The organism is Pseudomonas sp. MDT1-17 (assembly GCF_054898105.1).
Window position 1 is genome coordinate 2,842,579 of record NZ_JBUBVM010000001.1, and the last position, 16,670, is coordinate 2,859,248.

The following is a 16,670-nucleotide window of genomic DNA, read 5'->3' on the forward strand; positions in this document are numbered from 1 at the left end:
CGTACTATTGGCCGCGAGTCTAGAGCCGGCAGGGCGGTTGTCCTATGCCGAAACTGTTCAACGGCATTGGTGTTTTTTGCCATTCGGGTGATGGGGAGAGAAGCGTTCACATGCGGGAAAAGGACTCGGTTGCCGCCTACTTCGTGCAGGCAATGATCCATGGGCTGGGGGAATATCCGCAGCGTCTGAGGGCTGTGCTTGAAGAGGCCGGCATTGATCCGGTGTTGATGGAGCAGCCCACCGCGCGCGTGCCGGCGAGCGCGTTTGCCGCGTTGTGGTTGATTCAAATCCGCGAACTGAACGATGAATTCTTCGGGCTCGATTCCCATGGCATGCCGCCGGGCAGTTTCGCCCTGATCTGCCGGGCATTGATTCAGGAACCTGACCTGCACAAAGCCATGCGCCAGTGCCTGGCCAATTTCGCGCTGTTCCTCCACGACTTTCGCGGCACGCTGACGGTGCGGGGCAAACGTGCGGTGATCAGCTTGCAGAACCACTCGCCAAACTGCGACGTCAGTCGTTTGGGCGAGGAGACGTTTCTGGTGTTGATGATCAGTCTGCTCTGCTGGCTCGGCGGTCGACGGATTCCCATCGATCGCGCAGACTTTCGCCATGAGCGGGTGTCGCTCAGCGATGACCGTTTGCTCTGGGGACCGAACCTGACCTTTGGTGCAGAGCGCACTGAAATCGAATTCGCCAGCCACTACTTGCGTCTGCCGGTGGTCCAGGATCTGGCGTCGCTGAAAGTGTTCTTGCGCACCGCGCCGCAATGGCTAGTGATCCGTTTTCGTAATCAGCACGGCCTCGCGTCGCAGGTCCACCAGCGCCTGCGTAACAGCCATTACAGCCAATGGCCGACCTTGCAGGCCTTCGCCCTGGAACAGCACCTGAGCCCCAGCACCTTTCGCCGAAAACTGGAGCGTGAAGGGTGTTCGTATCAGGAGATCAAGGACGAGGTGCGGCGCGGTGTTGCGTTTGAGCAACTGCGTCAGAGTCGGGCGAGTATCAGCGATATTGCCGAGCAGCTAGGCTTTCAGGAGCCGAGTGCGTTCCATCGGGCGTTCAAGAAGTGGACGGGGGAAAGTCCGGGACGGTATCGGGCAAGGTATCAGGGGGAGCTCACGGAGTGACCCCAGTTCTTGATCGCTTCACCTCATTACTCGACCAGGCCAGACGCGCCTTGCTGCTGGTCTGGGCGACGTCTCGCGGGCTGTTTCTGGGATTGGTGCTAGCGACGCTGATCGCCGGGGTGCTTCCGGCACTGGCGGCCTGGTTGGGGCAACGGATTGTCGATGCAGTGGTCACCGCCATGCAGTTGCACGCGCAGCAGGGCAGTGCGCCGTTGTGGCCGGTCGTGCGTTACGTGTTATTCGAAGCGGGCGTGCTCGCGTTGCTGTCCGGGGCCCAGCGTGCGCTGTCGGTCCAGCAATCGCTGTTGCGGGTGCAGTTGGGGCAGAAGGTCAACACGATGATTCTGGAAAAGGCCCAGACGTTATCGCTGGTGCAGTTCGAGAATTCCGAGTTCTACGACAAGCTGGTTCGGGTGCGGCGCGAAGCCTCGACCCGGCCGCTGGCGCTGGTGATGAAGTCGTTGGGGCTGATCCAGAACCTGATCGTGTTGATCAGTTTCGGTGTGTTGCTGGTGCATTTTTCGCCGTGGGCGTTGGTGTTGCTGGTGGTCGGCGCGTTACCGGTTTTCTTCGCCGAAGCGCATTTTTCTGGTGATGCTTTCAGACTTTTCACGCGTCGCGCGCCGGAGAGTCGACAACAGAATTACATTGAAACGCTGCTCTCCCACGAGGGCTACATCAAAGAGGTCAAACTGTTCGGCTTCGCGCCGTTGCTGTTGAAGCGTTACCGCGAGACATTCGCACGTCTCTATGCCGAAGACCGGCGCCTGACGCTACGTCGAGATGGCTGGGGATTTGTCCTCGGCCTACTGGGCACCGGCGCATTTTATCTGGCGTATGCCTGGGTTGTGGTCGATACCGTCCACGGCAACATCAGCCTCGGACAGATGACCATGTACCTGGTGTTGTTCAAGCAGGGGCAGACGGCGGTCAGCAGTAGTTTGAGTGCCATCAGCGGTCTCTACGAGGATGGTCTTTACCTTTCCAGTCTCTATGAATACCTGGCTGAACCTGTTGTGGCGGATACCGGTAATCTCACCGTGGGCGCGGTACCTGGCGATGGCCTGCGTTTCGAAAACGTCGGCTTCCGTTATCCGGGTGCCAGTCGCGCCGCGCTGGAAGGCATCGATCTTCACCTTGTACCCGGGCACAGTGTGGCGCTGGTGGGGGAGAACGGTTCGGGCAAGACCACGCTGATCAAATTGCTGACTCGGCTGTACCGACCTGATCAGGGCCGCATCCTGCTGGACGGCAGCGATTTGCAGACGTGGGAAGAAGACACGCTGCGTCGGCGCATCGGGGTGATTTTTCAGGACTATATTCGCTACCAATTCTCCGTCGGCGAGAACATTGGTGTGGGTGACACGCTGGCGTTCAATGATGAGCAGCGCTGGCAGGAAGCTGCTGCCGAGGGCATGGCCGCACCCTTCATCGAGGGGCTGGATCGAGGGTATGCCACGCAATTAGGGCGTTGGTTCGCCGGGGGGCAGGAGTTGTCTGGCGGGCAATGGCAGAAGATCGCGTTGTCGCGCGCCTACATGCGGCGCAACGCCGATATCCTGATTCTGGATGAGCCGACCTCGGCACTCGACCCGGCGGCGGAAGCGGCGGTGTTCGAGCATTTCAGTGAGCACACCGAAGGCCGCATGACATTGCTGATCTCTCACCGGTTTTCCAGCGTGCGCAATGCAGATCACATCATCGTGCTGGATCAGGGCGCGATCCTTGAGCGGGGCGATCACGACAATCTGGTGGCAGCGGGCGGGCGTTATGCGCAGTTATTTGATTTGCAGGCCCGCGGTTACCGATAGACCTCAAGACTCCCGAGAAATCCGAGTCACCGCTGGCCCGGCCACTTGCGGTGGTTTTGCCTTCATCAAACCTTCGAGTGCCTGGCGATACTGGGTACCGCCCCGGCTCAAGCTGTTGTTGTGCGTACCCCCTGGCACCAATAACAGGCGCTTGGGTTCGTTGGCAGCATTGAATAACTGCTGGCTGAACCGCGAGGGCATGAAGGGGGCGGCCAGACCTACTCGCGCAACTGTTCGGCGATCGAGGCTTTTTCTTCGCGGGTGCGCGAGCGCATCAGTGATCCGGTGATCGTCGCGCGTTTGCCCAGAATCGCCAGCAGGTCGACGTCTTTGGCATGGGCGCCACCCAGGAAACCCAGCATCACCAGCCGACCGTCCATGCCTAGCGCCGCGATATTCGGATTCAGGTACGAGCCGCCCATGATGTCGAGGATGACATTGACGCCCTTGCCGGCGGTTTTTTCCTGGATGACCTGGACAAAATCCTGATCGCGATAGTTGATCGCCTCGGCCCCCAGCTTACGAATCGCCGCGCATTTTTCCTCACTGCCCGCCGTGGCGAAGACCTTGACGCCGAATTCGCGGCAGAGCATCAGCGCGGTGGTGCCGATGCCACTGGTGCCTCCGTGAATCAATGCACGCTGGCCTTTGCTGGCGCCGCCCATGTCGAACAGATTGGCCCACACCGTGAAGAAAGTTTCCGGGACCGCCGCGGCGCGAAACTCCGCTGAGCCTCTCCAGCTATCTGCAAACAGGTGTCGTGCTTGGCGTCTGCCCAATCAATTCCGATATAAGCAGTGAAACTCTGAGACAGGAGCGTTTGCATGGAACACCTCCACAGACGCTAAAGTACATGCAGGGACATGCATGCTTGCGTCCAGCGAAGGCGATATAGAGAGCCGTGTCGGGCTTTCCCTGAGAATTCGTTAGAGGGCGCAAGCGCACCTGTGGACTCGAAGGTGATGGCGTAATCATCGAGTGCTTCGCGAGCATATTCGTAGCCCGCAGGTGCATGTTCCTTCCTCGCCGACAGCCAACTTCCAGCGAAGTCAGTATGGAAGAGAAAGGAACGGACTACCTATATCGCGAGCAAGCTCGCTCCCACAGGGTTTTGTGGGTTCTCTGTAATCAGTGTTCGTCAGGACCTTTTGTCATCACCGGGTTCGCCGCCGACATGTACGCCGTGATCGTCACCGACTTCACCGGAACGATGCACGCCGTGATCATCCCCCGGTTCGGCGTGAGTGCCACTGCGTCCGGAGGAGGATGAGGCTGAGTTGCCGGAATGGCCCGAGCCATGGTCGCTGCCACTGTGACCGCTGCCGCTATTGCCGCTAATGCCGCCACTGCCGCTTCCACCGTGGCCGCTGCCGCTATTGCCGCCACCGCCGCTTCCACCGTGACCACCGCCATTGCCGCCACTGCCACTTCCACCGTGACCGCCGCCATTGCCGCCGCCACCGCTTCCACCGCCGCCACTACCTCCGCCACCCCCATTGCCGCCACCGCCGCCTCCGCCACCCCCTCCGCTTCCGCCACTGCCTCCGTCTTTGGCTTGAGCACTCGACACACCGGACAGGCTGTCCGGAATCAGAACGGTGGATGCCGACAGAACTGCGCCAATAGCGACTGCGAGCAAAAGCTTTTTCATGTGCATATCGTTCTCCGTCTTCTTATTCAGATTGGAACGTTGATGAATGCAACTTGCTGCCTGATTCAGTGGGTAAACACCTCAACGCACCAATTTATTCAGTTGTAACGACGATGAGCGCTAAAACGTCCATCTCGACCCTGTTCCAGGGCTCAGTGAATACTTGAGGCCAGCTCGAAAATCGGGATGTACATCAGGATCACGATCACCCCGATCAGCAGGCCGATGAAGGTCATGAGCAAGGGCTCGAACAACCTCACGAACCATTCGATCCAGCGGCTGATTTCTTCGTCGTAGAAGTCGGCGCTGCGCTCCATCATTTGCCCGAGGTTGCCGGACTGCTCGCCGGCGCGCAGCAAGCGCAGGGAGACGGGGGTCACCAAATGATTGAGTTCCAGCGCGGTCGACAGCGACTGGCCCTCGCGCACCCGTTCGCAGGCCTGGTCCAGGCGCACGCGGGAGGCGACGGTGAGCAGGCCGCGAACCATGCCCATGGCGGTGACGAGGGGAATACCGCCTTGCAGCAGAATCCCCAGCGAGCGATAGAACCGCGCCAGTTCGTACATGAAGATGCGTTGATGGACTGCCGGGAGTTTTTCAACCACGCGGTCGACGCCCCGGCGAAAGGCTGGTTGGCGCTGGAGGAAGCCGAGGGCGACGACGATTGCCGCCAATGTGCCGAAGAATTCACCCTGGTGGGCGTGGAGGAACATCCCGCTGCTCATCAGGATTTGCGACAGCCACGGCAAGTTATTCCCCAGGCCTTCGAACACCAGGCTGAAGCGAGGCACCACGTAGCCCATCAAAAACAAAACTACGCCACCGCCGACAACCAGCAACAGCATGGGGTAGATAGAAGCGCTGACGATTTTTTGCCGAACCTCGTCCATGCGCTGGCGATAGCTGACATAGCGGCCCAGGGCATCGCCCACGGCGCCGGTCTTCTCGCTGGACTGTACTAGCGCAACATAGAGCGGGGGGAAAACCGCCGACAACTGGCCCAGTGCCTGGGAGAACGATTTGCCTTCATAAAGCAGGCGCACCAGTTCGCTTAAGGTCTTGCGGGCCTGGGGCGCGTTCTCTTTTTCCGCCAGGCTTTCCAGCGCATCGATCAGCGGCAGGCCGGCATTGAGCAACGTAGTCAGCTCCTGGCTGAACAGCACCAGGTTGAAGGTCTCGCGCTGTCGTAAGCGCAACGCACGCCAGTGCCTCTCGGCGTACAGGCTCACCACCCGATAGCCCTGATCTTCGACGATGCGCCGGGCTTCGCTGTGGCCCAGCGCCTCGACGGTCATCGAGACTACGCCAGCCTTGCCAACGGCTTTGAGATGAAATCGCATGGTCGCCGCTCCCGTCATTGCCAGCTGGTGACTTCAGCGTTTTCGCCTTCGCCGCCGGGTTGGCCGTCCTTGCCCATGGACAGCAAGTCGTATTCGCCGTTTTCACCGGGGTAGCGATAGGCGTAGTTACGGCCCCACGGATCCTGCGGCAGTTTTTTCTGCAAATAAGGACCGGTCCATTTGGTTTCATCGCTGGGCGCTGTGATCAGCGCCTGCAAACCCTGTTCGGTCGACGGGTAGTGACCGACCTCCAGACGGTACAGATCCAATGCTTTGCCCAGGCCTTCTATCTGCGCCTTGGCCACCTTCACTTCGGAGCGGCCCAGTTGGGCGAAATACTTCGGCGCGACGATGCCGGCCAACAGCCCGAGCACCACCAACACCACCAACAGTTCGAGCAGGGTGAACCCGCTTTGAGTACGCGGGGCGGAACGCAAACGCTGATTCATGATGACCTCACACAGTCGGCAGAAGGGTCGCCGTGAAGGCTTATGCAATTGCCATGCTCACACCCGGAGAACCTTCTGCATCCCCTGTATTACGGGCCTTTGCGCTTTCGGCACAGTGCTTGCGTACAGCTGGTTTACTACCGGCCATTGGGGCATTAGCCCCATTTTTCGGGGCCGGGCAGGGGAGGCAAAAAAATGAAAACACTCACCACAGGACTGCTCGGTCTGCTTGTGCTGACCGGCGTCGTACAGGCCGATGTGTTCGTTTCCGTGGACACCAAGGGCAGCTACGTTCTGTCCAATGTCCACCGTCCCGGCCGCACCTATGAACGGGTGATTCACGAGCCCGAAAAGGCTCTGGTCAGCCTCGATCAGCAGCCCCAGATGATTGCCGCGCAGCCCTATGCCGAGCTGGTTTCAGCCGCGGCCACGGCCAATGAATTGCCGGCGGCGCTGTTGCATGCCGTGATTCAGGCCGAGTCTGCCTACGACTCCGGCGCGCGGTCACCCAAGGGGGCGGGAGGATTGATGCAGTTGATGCCCGGCACCGCTCGGGAACTGGGGGTGAAAGATGTCTATGACCCCAAGGCCAACATCCAGGGCGGCGCCCGTTATCTGAAGCGCCTGATGACCCTGTTTGACAACGACATCAGCCTCGCCGTGGCGGCCTACAACGCCGGGCCGCAAGCGGTGCTCAGCCGTGGCGGAGTGATCCCGCCGTTCGCCGAAACCCAGCGTTACGTGCCCAGTGTCTTGCGCCAATACCGGCGCTTGCAGGGCCTGGCCGCGGATGCGCCGCTGTGATTGGGGGTTCCCCCAATAGTGGGGCAACGTATTTGTAGCAGCTGCCGAGCCTGCGTTCGGCTGCGAAGCAGTCGTGAATTCAGACGACGCAGTGTTTCAGCACTACCTCGCGTTCAGGTTTTACGACGGCTGCGCCGCCGAACGCAGCCTCGCAGGCTCGGCAGCTGCTACCGGATTTGCGTTTTGGGCGAGATTAATTCCAACCCGAAAAGTGGGGGGAATGGGTGGGGAATATCCCCCGAGTTATTAAGTCGTTGATGTAAGCAATTGAAAAACAATCGAATTATTTATGGCATGCGGATTGCTCAAGGGATTTATCGAGAATTATTCCCTGTGAGCACCCACAGCGAGGCCCCGTGATCATGACCGGCATACCCAACACTCCGTCCGTTTTTAACTTGCTGTTGTTGGTGGTGTCGATGCTTGGCATTGAGCTGGCTGAGGCGGCCGTGCGCTGCGAGCGTAATCTGGTGGCCAACGTCGTGGCGCTGGATCAACCGCTGATGTTCAACCGCCTCGGCGCGCAGAACGTCAACGGCATGATGTTCGCCCTGCGCCGCGATGTGGTCGACGACCACGAAATGTCCCTGGCCCAGGGCGGGGCGGCGGTGCCGGGCAAAGTGTCGCTGCGGCCCGACAAGCGTCCGCGTCCACTGGTATTGCGTGTCGCTGCCGGTGACTGCCTGACCATCAACCTGCAGAACCTGCTCGCCTACCAGGCCAACCCCGGCAGCCATGAAGACGGGGGGGAGGAAGAGGGTGAGATTGAGGGCGAAGTCGCCATCGGCAACAAAGACGAATTCAAGGTCGATGAACAGGTCGCCGACCGCCACGTCGGCTTCCAGGTCAATGGCCTGCAAGCGGTCAACAGCATCGACGACATTGCGTCCTATACCGGGCGCAACGCCAATACTTTGATTCCCCCGGGTGCCACCCGCTCCTACACCTTGTACGCCGAGCGCGAAGGCGCGTTTGCCGCCAGCAGCCGCGGCGCGACCTTCGGCGGTGAAGGGGATGCAGGCAACGTGGCCAACGGACTGTTCGGCCAGGTTGTCGTGGTGCCCAAGGGCGGCCGCACCTATCGCAACACCGTGACCGAAGAAGAAATGCGCCTGGCCAGCGTCGGCCGCACCCCGGCCGGTCAACCGATCGTGGATTACCAGGCGCGCTACCCACAACGCGAGCCGTGGGTCCGTGAAGGCAAGGCCGGTACGCCGATCATCAACATGGTCGACGGTAATGAAATCATTTCCAGCGAGAGTGACGCGGTGGTGATGGGCAGCAACGCCGATGGCAGCTTCCCGCCGTCAACCTATCCGCTGGAATCTATCGGTAAACGCAACCCGGCGATCCCGAATCGTCTGGAACCTTTCCGCGATTTTGCTTCGCAGTTCCAGGATGAAACCGCTGCGACCCAGGCGTTCCCCGCCTACTGGGCAGACCCGGTGATGGCCCACGTGCTGGAGCCGACCCGCGACTCGTTCATGATCAACTATGGCTCCGGCGGCTTGGGCGCCGAAGTGGTCGCCAACCGTTTGGGCGTCGGGCCGATGCACGATTGCCTGTCCTGCGCCTATGAAGAATTCTTCCTCAGTTCCCACACTGTCGGCGACGTGGCCATGCTGGTGGACGTGCCGGCCAACGCCGGCCTGGAAGGCATTCTCCCCGGTCAAGTGCCGAGCGCCGATCAGGTCGGGGTCAAGGCGACCATGGCGCTGTATCCGTCCGAGCCGTCGAACGTCAACCACAGCTACATCGGTGACTTCATCAAATTCCGCAACACCCACAACGGTCACGAGGCACACATTTTCCACCTGCACGGGCACCAGTGGTTGTTCAACCCCAACGACGACAACTCCGACTATGTGGACGCCCAAGGCATTGGTCCGGGCGCCGGTTACACCTACGAAATCGCCAACGGTGGGTCGGGCAACCGCAACCGGGTCGCGGGCGATGCGATCTATCACTGCCACTTTTATCCGCACTTCGCGCAAGGCATGTGGAGCATGTGGCGGGTGCATGACGTCTTTGAGGAAGGCACCAAACTCGAGGTGTCCCAGCAGGGCGCCGACGGTTATCACAGCGAGCCTTATGCGCTGCGCAGCGGTAAACCGGCTGCAGGCGCCCGGGCCTTGCCCGATGGCGAGATCGTTGCCGGTACACCGATTCCAGCCGTCGTGCCGCTGCCAGGCAAAGCCATGCCACCGATGCCGGGCAAAGTCGCGGTCGTGCCGAAAATCGGCGAAATCCTGGTGGCCGGTGGCGACGATGACGAGGAGGATGACGACGGCGAACATCATGGCGGCAACGGCGGCGCTCAAGCCATCGGTTCCCTGGCCCTGGTGGATCGCAGTGAAGCCAACCGCAATGCCGATGGCAGCCTGAAAAACCCTGGCTATCCGTTCTGGATCGGCGGCATGGAAAGCTCGGTCGGCCAACGCCCACCGACCCCACCGCTGGACATGCTCGACGCTGCCACGGCTCAGTCCTTGAAATCCAGCGGCAACGCCTTGTGGGCCAACCTCGACCCGGCTCAGTCCGGTGGCTGGGACGGCGGTCTGGGGCGTCATACGCTGGACGGCTTCTCCTCCGGTGGCCAGGCGAACACGATTACCACGTCCCTGGATTTCTCCAAGGAAGTGACCCGCGCCAAACCGATTTACATGCCGGAAGAGGGCACCGAAGTCGAACAGGCGGCCATGGCGTTCCACGCCAAAAAGGACCACCCAAGCTTTGCCGTGCTGCCGGGCAATCAGGTGGTGGCGCGCAACTTCCGCACCAACGGTGCCTTGCCGATTGCGGGCGCACCGTATTACGAACCCTGCATGGATGACCGGCAAAAACGCCTGAGCAGCAGCGCCGGCACTGGCGAGTTTGCCAGCGGCGAACGGCTCGACGGCATGTCCTTCACCGGTACGTCGACGTTCACCGCCGACCGTCCACGCGTCTACAAAGCCGCGAACATCCAGTTCGACGCGGTCTACAACAAGGTCGGTTACCACTTCCCGCAAGCACGCATTCTTGCGCTGTGGGAAGACGCCTGGCCGGTGATTACCAAGCAGCGTCCACCAGAGCCTTTGGTGATGCGCATGAACACCTTTGACTGCGTGCAATACCAGCAAACCAACCTGGTGCCGGCCACCTATGAAATGGACGACTATCAGGTGCGCACGCCAACCGACGTGATTGGCCAGCACATTCACCTGCCGAAATGGGACCTGACGGCCGCCGACGGTTCGGCCAACGGCTGGAACTACGAAGACGGCGTGCTTTCACCCGGTGCGGTGCAATCACGCATCCGCGCCATTCGCGAGTTCAACCAGTGCGAAGGCACCGACCCGCGTGACGCCACGCCGGCCTGTCCGAAAGCCACAAATCACCCGTACTTCGGTCAATTTGGCCGTGCTGATTGGGTCGGAGCGCGCACTGCAATGCAGCGCTGGTTTATCGATCCGGTGGTGAACGCCAAAGGTGTCGACCGTGGGTTGGGGACCATTTTCACCCATGACCACTTTGGCCCATCGACTCACCAACAGATCGGTCTGTATGCCACTGTACTGGCTGAACCGGCGGGTTCTACCTGGTTCCACGCCGAAACCGGCGAGCCGTTGTACAGCGGCGCGCGGCAGGATGGCGGGCCGACTTCATGGCAAGCGGTAATTTCCACCGGTGACATCGATGGTGACGGCAAGAACGACAGCTTCCGGGAGTTCTTCCTTGAGTACAGCGACTTCCAGCACGCCTATGAAGCGGGTGTGTATGTAGGCGCCGGCCCCGATGGCATACCCGATCCGCAAGCCTTCCCGGCCACCGCCGACAGCTTCCGCTTCGCGATCAACCCACCGGTGCGCAATAACGCCAGCGACTTGTTGGAAGGGATCGTCGAAGTGCAAGGCGGGCAAGTGCCCGGTTGCCCAAGCCGGCCATGCCCACAAGCCATCTCGGTCGATGACCCGGGCATGTTCGTGGTCAATTACCGCAACGAACCGCTGGCCCTGCGAGTGTACGACCCGAACAAGGTCGGCCCGGACGGCAAGCGCGGCATGCAGGCCGACGACCTCGGCGGCGACCTGGCGTATGCCATGCAAAGCCGCACCGACCGCGCCATTCCGGCGATGAACCTGGCACCGAACCTGGTGACTGCGGCCACCGGTCCAACCGGCGGCACTACGCTGTTCCCGCCGCACATCAACCGTGGCGGCGCAGAACCGGGTGACCCGTTCACCCCGATGCTGCGTACCTACACCGGTGACAACGTGCGGCTGCGGGTGCATGCCGGCGGTCATGAAGAAGAGCACAACGTGACCCTGCATGGCGTGAAATGGCTGCAGAGTGGTTCCGGGTTCGGCAACAGCTCCAACTCGGGCTGGCGTTCGTCGCAGATGGTCGGGATCTCCGAGCAATTGGGCTTCAATGCACCGGTGTCGATGGTCTCCAGCTCGGCCGCGACCACGGGTGACTACCTGTACTCGATGGACGCCTCCCTGGAAGGATACTGGAGCGGGATCTGGGGCGTGATGCGCAACTACACGGCCCAGCGCAGCGATCTGTTCGCGCTGCCGAACAACCCGAAACCGATGGGTATGCGCAACACTGTGGCGTTCGATGGTATCTGCCCACGGTATGGCGCCAACCCTAATGGCATCGGCACCCGGCCGACCGTGCAACGCAACTATGACGTGGTCGCGGCGCTGGCCAACGACATCCTCGGCAACCCGCTGAACCTGTCCATCGGCGATCCGGCGGGGATTGGGCAACATGTCGGTGGGGCGTTGAATCCGGCGGGCGGCACGCTGGTGTTCAACTCGCGCCCCGTGAGCATTGCGCAGGTCACCGTGACCGACCCCGAAGACGGTGAGACCTTCACCATCGGCGGGCAAAGCGGGCCGCTGCATGACCCGACGGCGATCCTTTATGTGCGCAAGGGCGATCTCGACCCGATCACCGGCAAGCTCAACCCCGGTGTGCCTGTCGAACCGCTGGTGCTGCGCGCGGCGGCCGGTGATTGCATCAAAATCACCCTGGAAAACCGTCTGCCCATGATCATGCCGGACCTGACCCAGACAGCGGTGATGCAAGGCGTGGTCAAGCGTGATCGCAACAGCGGCCTGGGGGCGACCACCTTCAGCAATAACCTGATGCGGCCGTCCAGCCACGTTGGCCTGCACGCGCAACTGCTGGCGTACGACATCACCAAATCCGACGGCACTAACGTCGGCGCCAACCCGATCCAGACCGTGCCGCCGCGTGTTGGCAGTATCGGCGCGTACCCGACGCGTACCTATCAGTACTACGCAGGGCACCTGGAGCGTGAAGGCAAGCCGATCACGCAACTGGGCCGCAGTGTCGACAACATCAACGCCACGGCGGTGGAGTTCGGCGGGTTGAATTTCACCCCGGCGGACGTCATCAAACAGCCGCAGAAAGGCCTGGGCGGAGCGATGAGCATCCTGCCGATCGGGGCGACCTGGGTTGACGATGCGCGCAAAGTGACGGCGACGGTCACCGCTGCGGGGCAAACCACCTACCGCGACTTTGCGATGGTCTGGCAAAAAGCCCTGAACATCCGCTGGGCAAACGGCCGGCCGGTCGAAGGCATTGCCGCCGAAGGCCTGGGTGTGCCGACCGATCCGCAGGACAACTCGAGCATGGCCATCAACTACAAGGCCGAGCCGCTGTGGTACCGCTTCGGGCTGGCACCGGATGCGCCGTTCGGCCGTGCCGACGGCCATGGTTATGGTGACGTGCCCAATGCGCACATGGCTTACAGCAACGCGCTGGTGGGAGGCGATCCGCAAACGCCGGTGCTGTATGTGAAGCCGGGGCAACCGTTCCGCACCCACATCATGATGCCCACCGGTGGTAGCCGCGGTACGACCTTCCAGCTTGACGGTCACGTCTGGTCGGTCAACCCGTTCCAGTCGGAGAAGAGCGATACCGGCGGTTATCCGACGAATACACCAGGGGTGGGGTCGGTGCGGTTCGGCTACAACCCGATGTCGATGTACATCGGTGCCCGCGAAAGCATCCTGCCGGCGGCGCACTTCAGCTTCATGCACCCGAGCGCCGGGGGCAGCAACGCAATACCGGGCGACTACCTGTTCCGTGATTACGGCGCTTATGGCAACACCGCCGGGCTTTGGGGATTGCTGCGGGTGACCAACGAACCAGAACCGGCTCCGGCACCTTGAGCCATAGCAGACACAGATCTGAAGGGGAGAAGCATTATGAGCAGGACCATCAAAGTGGCTGGATGTGCGCTGGTTGTGGGGTTGGCGCTGATCTGGCTGGGGGTATGGCGCACGGCGCCCCCGGACATGCTGAGCAAGGTCGCGCTGCCAGACACCTGGAGCGGCCAAAAGCTTAAGCGCGACGGGGTGTCGGTGGCGCTCGAGGTGCGGCCGCTGGCGGAGGACGGCGTGCTGCGCGAAGGTGGATTCGCCGACGTACGCTTTCGGGTCACTGACAGCGCTTCGGGCCAACCCTTGTCGGGCGTGAACCCGGGGGCCTGGCTCGATCCGGAATCCGTCGCCGCCGACAAGGCGCAAGGCCGGGAGCACAGCTGCAAGTCGCGGGTGGGGGTGTTTCTGAAATCGAGCATCGGCGCGCGGCCGTTGCTCGATCTGAACAGCTACTTTCTGCTGGTGATGAACCGCGATGCCAGTGTCTCGGTGGTCGACCCGTCGGTGTCGGTGGGCGGGATCACCAGCACCATGGCGCGGATTGATATCAAGCAGCCGCCGATGGACTGGGTAACCCCCCGTGACAACAAGCGGGTGTTCGTCTCGATGCCAACGGCCGATGAGATTGCGGTGATCGACAGCGAGCAATTCAAGTTGATCGACTCGGTGGCCGCCGGTAGCAACCCGGTGCGACTGGCATTGCAACCCGATGAGCGTCTGCTGTGGGTTGGCAACAACGCGAAGTCGGCCGAGGCGTCGGGGGTGACGGTGATCGACACGCGCAGCTTCAAGACCCTCAAGCACCTGGCCACCGGTGCCGGGCATCACGAAATCGCCTTCAGCAAGGACAGTCGTTTTGCCTTCGTCACCAACCGCGATGACGGGACGCTGAGCATCATCGACATCGCCAGCCTGACCATCAGCAAGCAACTGCAAACCGGCTCAAACCCGTTGTCCGTGGCGTACTCGCCACTGTCCCAGGCGGTGTATGTCGCCGATGGCAAGGACGGCACGGTGACTGTGGTCGACACCGCCAGCTTCGCGGTACGGCGGGTGATCAAGATGAAACAGGGCCTGGGCCCGATGGGTTTCAGCGCTGACGGTCGTTTCGGCATCGTACTCAACACCCTGGAGAACCAGGCCTCGGTGATCGACGCGGCCACCGATTCGTTGATCCATGAACTGGACGTGTCCGCCGAACCCTATCAAGTGGTGTTCACCAAGGCCTATGCCTACGTTCGCGGGCTGGCCTCGGCCAAGGTCACGATGATCAACCTGTCATCCCTCGGCGAGGGCCGCACGCCCATCAGCCAGGGTTTCGAAGCCGGGCCTCAGGCGCCACGGTTGGCGGGTGATTTGCCGTTGGCATCGAGCCTGGCCGTGTCACGGGACGACAACGCGGTGTTTGTGGTCAACCCGGTGGACAACACCACCTACTTCTACGCCGAAGGCATGAACGCGCCGATGTCCGGCTACCCCAATCGTGGGCAAGTGGCGCGGGCGGCGATGGTCATCGACCGCAGCCTGCGCGAAGTCGAGCCGGGGCTGTACAGCGCCCGGATCAAACTGCCCCCCGCCGGGCGTTTCGACGTGGCCTTCCTGCTGAACCAGCCGAACATCATCCATTGCTTCAGGGCATTGGTTGAGCCGGATAAAAACCTCGACCCGCGTGCGGGTGTGCCGAAGGTGGAATTCATGCTCGACAAATCCACGGCCGCCCTTGGCAGTCCTTACGTGGTGCGCTTTCGCATCGTTCAGGGCAAACAGAAGGTCCAGCGCAGCGGGGTCAAGGACGTTCAGGTGCGCTACTTCCGGGCCCCGACATCCCGGGCCCAGGAAGTCGCCGCGCTGGAAGTGGCCGACGGGGTTTATGAAGCCCCGGTGACCCTCGACCAGAACGGCGCCTGGTACCTGCACGTACGCGCGGCGTCGCTGGGCGCGAGTTTCGACGACAAGACTTTTGCCAGCGTTCGGGTCCTGCCCGGCGATGCCCACTAAAAGGAGTTTCGACATGAACCGATTCGCACACCGTGGACTGCTGACGTTCTGCCTGTTGGCCGCCGGCACCGGTCAGGCCCTGGCCCACTCGGCGGATGAGCACGCCGGTCACGAAATGCCGGCCAAAAGCGCCCGTTCGGAGAGCGCCCAGATCAAGTTCGCCGACGTGGCGCTGGTGGACCAGAACGGCAAACCGGTGCGCCTGGAAAAAGACCTGGTGACCAACAAGATTGTGGTCATGAGCTTCATCTACACCCGTTGCACCACGGTCTGCCCAGTGGTGTCGTCGATCATGGGCAAGGTGCAAAAACAGCTGGGTGCCCGGGTCGGCGACGAGGTGCAACTGGTGTCGATCAGCATCGACCCGCAGCGCGATGACGCCAAGCGCCTGAACGACTACGCCCGCAACTTCCAGAACGGCCCGGGCTGGAGCTGGCTGACCGGCAGCTCGAAGTCGATCAACGAAACCCTCAAGGGCCTGGGCACCTTCAGCGGGGACTTCAAAAGCCATCAGCCACTGATTCTGGTGGGGGACGGCAACAGCCGCCACTGGACCCGCTATTACGGCTTCACCGACCCAAAGGTGCTGGCCCGTGAAGTGGAGAAACTCAGCGGTCAGCGCAACGCCCACGCCAAGCACACCGCCATCGCTATGGAGCAGCAGCCATGAGAGCCCTCGACTGGATCACCCGGACGGTTTGCTTTTACCTGTTCAGTTCGCTGGCGTTGGCCCATGAAGGGCACGAAGCGCCGGCCCCCGCGGTGACCGCTGTTGCCGCCGTTACCGCACCACCGGCCAGCGGCACCCGCGATGCGAAAACCTGGTTTACCGACACGCCGTTGCAGGACCAGAACGGCGAGACCCTGCGTTTCTACAGCGACGCGCTGCAAAATCGCGTGGTGCTGCTCAACGTGATTTTCACCCGTTGCAATGATGCCTGCCCGCTGATCACCCGCAAGCTCAAGGAAGTGCGTGAGTTGCTGGGCGACAAGGCCGACGGCATCACTTTTATCTCCCTTACCAGTGATCCGCTGCGGGACACCCCGGCGGTACTCAAGGCTTACACCTTGAAGCAGGGCGTCGATGGCCCCCACTGGCTTTTTCTAACCGGTGACAAGGCGCAAATGGACCTTGTACTGAGGCGCATCGGCCAGATCGTGCCGACCCCCGAGCAGCATTCAACCCAACTGATCGTGGGAGACGTGGCCAACAAACGCTGGAGCAAAATCCGTCCCGATGCCCCGGCCGCCGCCATTGCCCAGCGCTTGCAGTTGCTGACAATGCCCGTGGCTGGCCGTTGAGCC

The 16,670-nt window shown here is 61.7% G+C and carries 10 protein-coding genes and 2 pseudogenes; 7 read left to right on the forward strand and 5 right to left on the reverse strand.

Features of this window, described 5'->3' with window-relative positions; all coding sequences use genetic code 11:
- Nucleotides 1-110 precede the first annotated feature (110 nt).
- Together ACYZTX_RS13175 and ACYZTX_RS13180 are read left to right on the forward strand one after the other, a co-directional pair.
- On the forward strand, nt 111-1,130 hold the full coding sequence (locus tag ACYZTX_RS13175) for an AraC family transcriptional regulator (RefSeq protein WP_462034396.1): 1,020 nt from the start codon (nt 111-113) through the stop codon (nt 1,128-1,130).
- The gene (locus ACYZTX_RS13180; protein ID WP_462034397.1) at nt 1,127-2,941 is read left to right on the forward strand and encodes an ABC transporter ATP-binding protein; all 1,815 of its coding nucleotides are present in this window, start codon (nt 1,127-1,129) and stop codon (nt 2,939-2,941) included. Before ACYZTX_RS13175 ends, ACYZTX_RS13180 begins: the two co-directional genes overlap by 4 nt.
- Before the next feature lie 3 nt (nt 2,942-2,944).
- On the opposite strand, the pseudogene ACYZTX_RS13185 reads toward ACYZTX_RS13180, so the two are convergent.
- From ACYZTX_RS13185 to gspG, 5 genes and pseudogenes are all read right to left on the reverse strand, one after another.
- A pseudogene (locus ACYZTX_RS13185) lies at nt 2,945-3,160 on the reverse strand (alpha/beta hydrolase); the annotation flags it as partial.
- A 2-nt stretch (nt 3,161-3,162) separates the two neighbouring features.
- Nucleotides 3,163-3,660, reverse strand: a pseudogene (locus ACYZTX_RS13190) (zinc-binding dehydrogenase); the annotation flags it as partial.
- Between the two features lie 419 nt (nt 3,661-4,079).
- Nucleotides 4,080-4,598 (reverse strand): hypothetical protein, encoded by a 519-nt coding sequence (locus tag ACYZTX_RS13195; protein ID WP_462034398.1) that lies wholly within the window; start codon nt 4,596-4,598, stop codon nt 4,080-4,082.
- Nucleotides 4,599-4,744: 146 nt separating this feature from the next.
- Nucleotides 4,745-5,932, reverse strand: coding sequence for a type II secretion system F family protein (locus ACYZTX_RS13200; RefSeq protein WP_462034399.1), 1,188 nt, complete (start codon nt 5,930-5,932; stop codon nt 4,745-4,747).
- A 14-nt stretch (nt 5,933-5,946) separates the two neighbouring features.
- On the reverse strand, nt 5,947-6,381 hold the full coding sequence (gspG, locus tag ACYZTX_RS13205; protein ID WP_462034400.1) for a type II secretion system major pseudopilin GspG: 435 nt from the start codon (nt 6,379-6,381) through the stop codon (nt 5,947-5,949).
- Nucleotides 6,382-6,576: 195 nt separating this feature from the next.
- On the opposite strand from gspG, the gene ACYZTX_RS13210 reads away from it, so the two are divergent.
- The 5 genes from ACYZTX_RS13210 (at nt 6,577) to ACYZTX_RS13230 (ending at nt 16,667) form a co-directional block, all read left to right on the forward strand.
- A complete protein-coding gene (locus tag ACYZTX_RS13210; RefSeq protein WP_462034401.1) occupies nt 6,577-7,185 on the forward strand; it encodes a lytic transglycosylase domain-containing protein in 609 nt (202 codons plus the stop codon).
- A 362-nt stretch (nt 7,186-7,547) separates the two neighbouring features.
- The gene (mnxG, locus tag ACYZTX_RS13215) at nt 7,548-13,376 is read left to right on the forward strand and encodes a manganese-oxidizing multicopper oxidase MnxG (RefSeq protein ID WP_462034402.1); all 5,829 of its coding nucleotides are present in this window, start codon (nt 7,548-7,550) and stop codon (nt 13,374-13,376) included.
- Between the two features lie 36 nt (nt 13,377-13,412).
- Nucleotides 13,413-15,365 carry a YncE family protein gene (locus ACYZTX_RS13220; RefSeq protein WP_462034403.1) on the forward strand — a complete coding sequence of 651 codons (1,953 nt, stop codon included), beginning with the start codon at nt 13,413-13,415 and terminating at the stop codon, nt 15,363-15,365.
- A 13-nt stretch (nt 15,366-15,378) separates the two neighbouring features.
- Nucleotides 15,379-16,035 (forward strand): SCO family protein, encoded by a 657-nt coding sequence (locus ACYZTX_RS13225; protein WP_462034404.1) that lies wholly within the window; start codon nt 15,379-15,381, stop codon nt 16,033-16,035.
- Nucleotides 16,032-16,667: an SCO family protein gene (locus tag ACYZTX_RS13230; protein ID WP_462034405.1), complete on the forward strand. Its 636-nt coding sequence runs from the start codon at nt 16,032-16,034 to the stop codon at nt 16,665-16,667. Before ACYZTX_RS13225 ends, ACYZTX_RS13230 begins: the two co-directional genes overlap by 4 nt.
- Nucleotides 16,668-16,670: the final 3 nt, after the last annotated feature.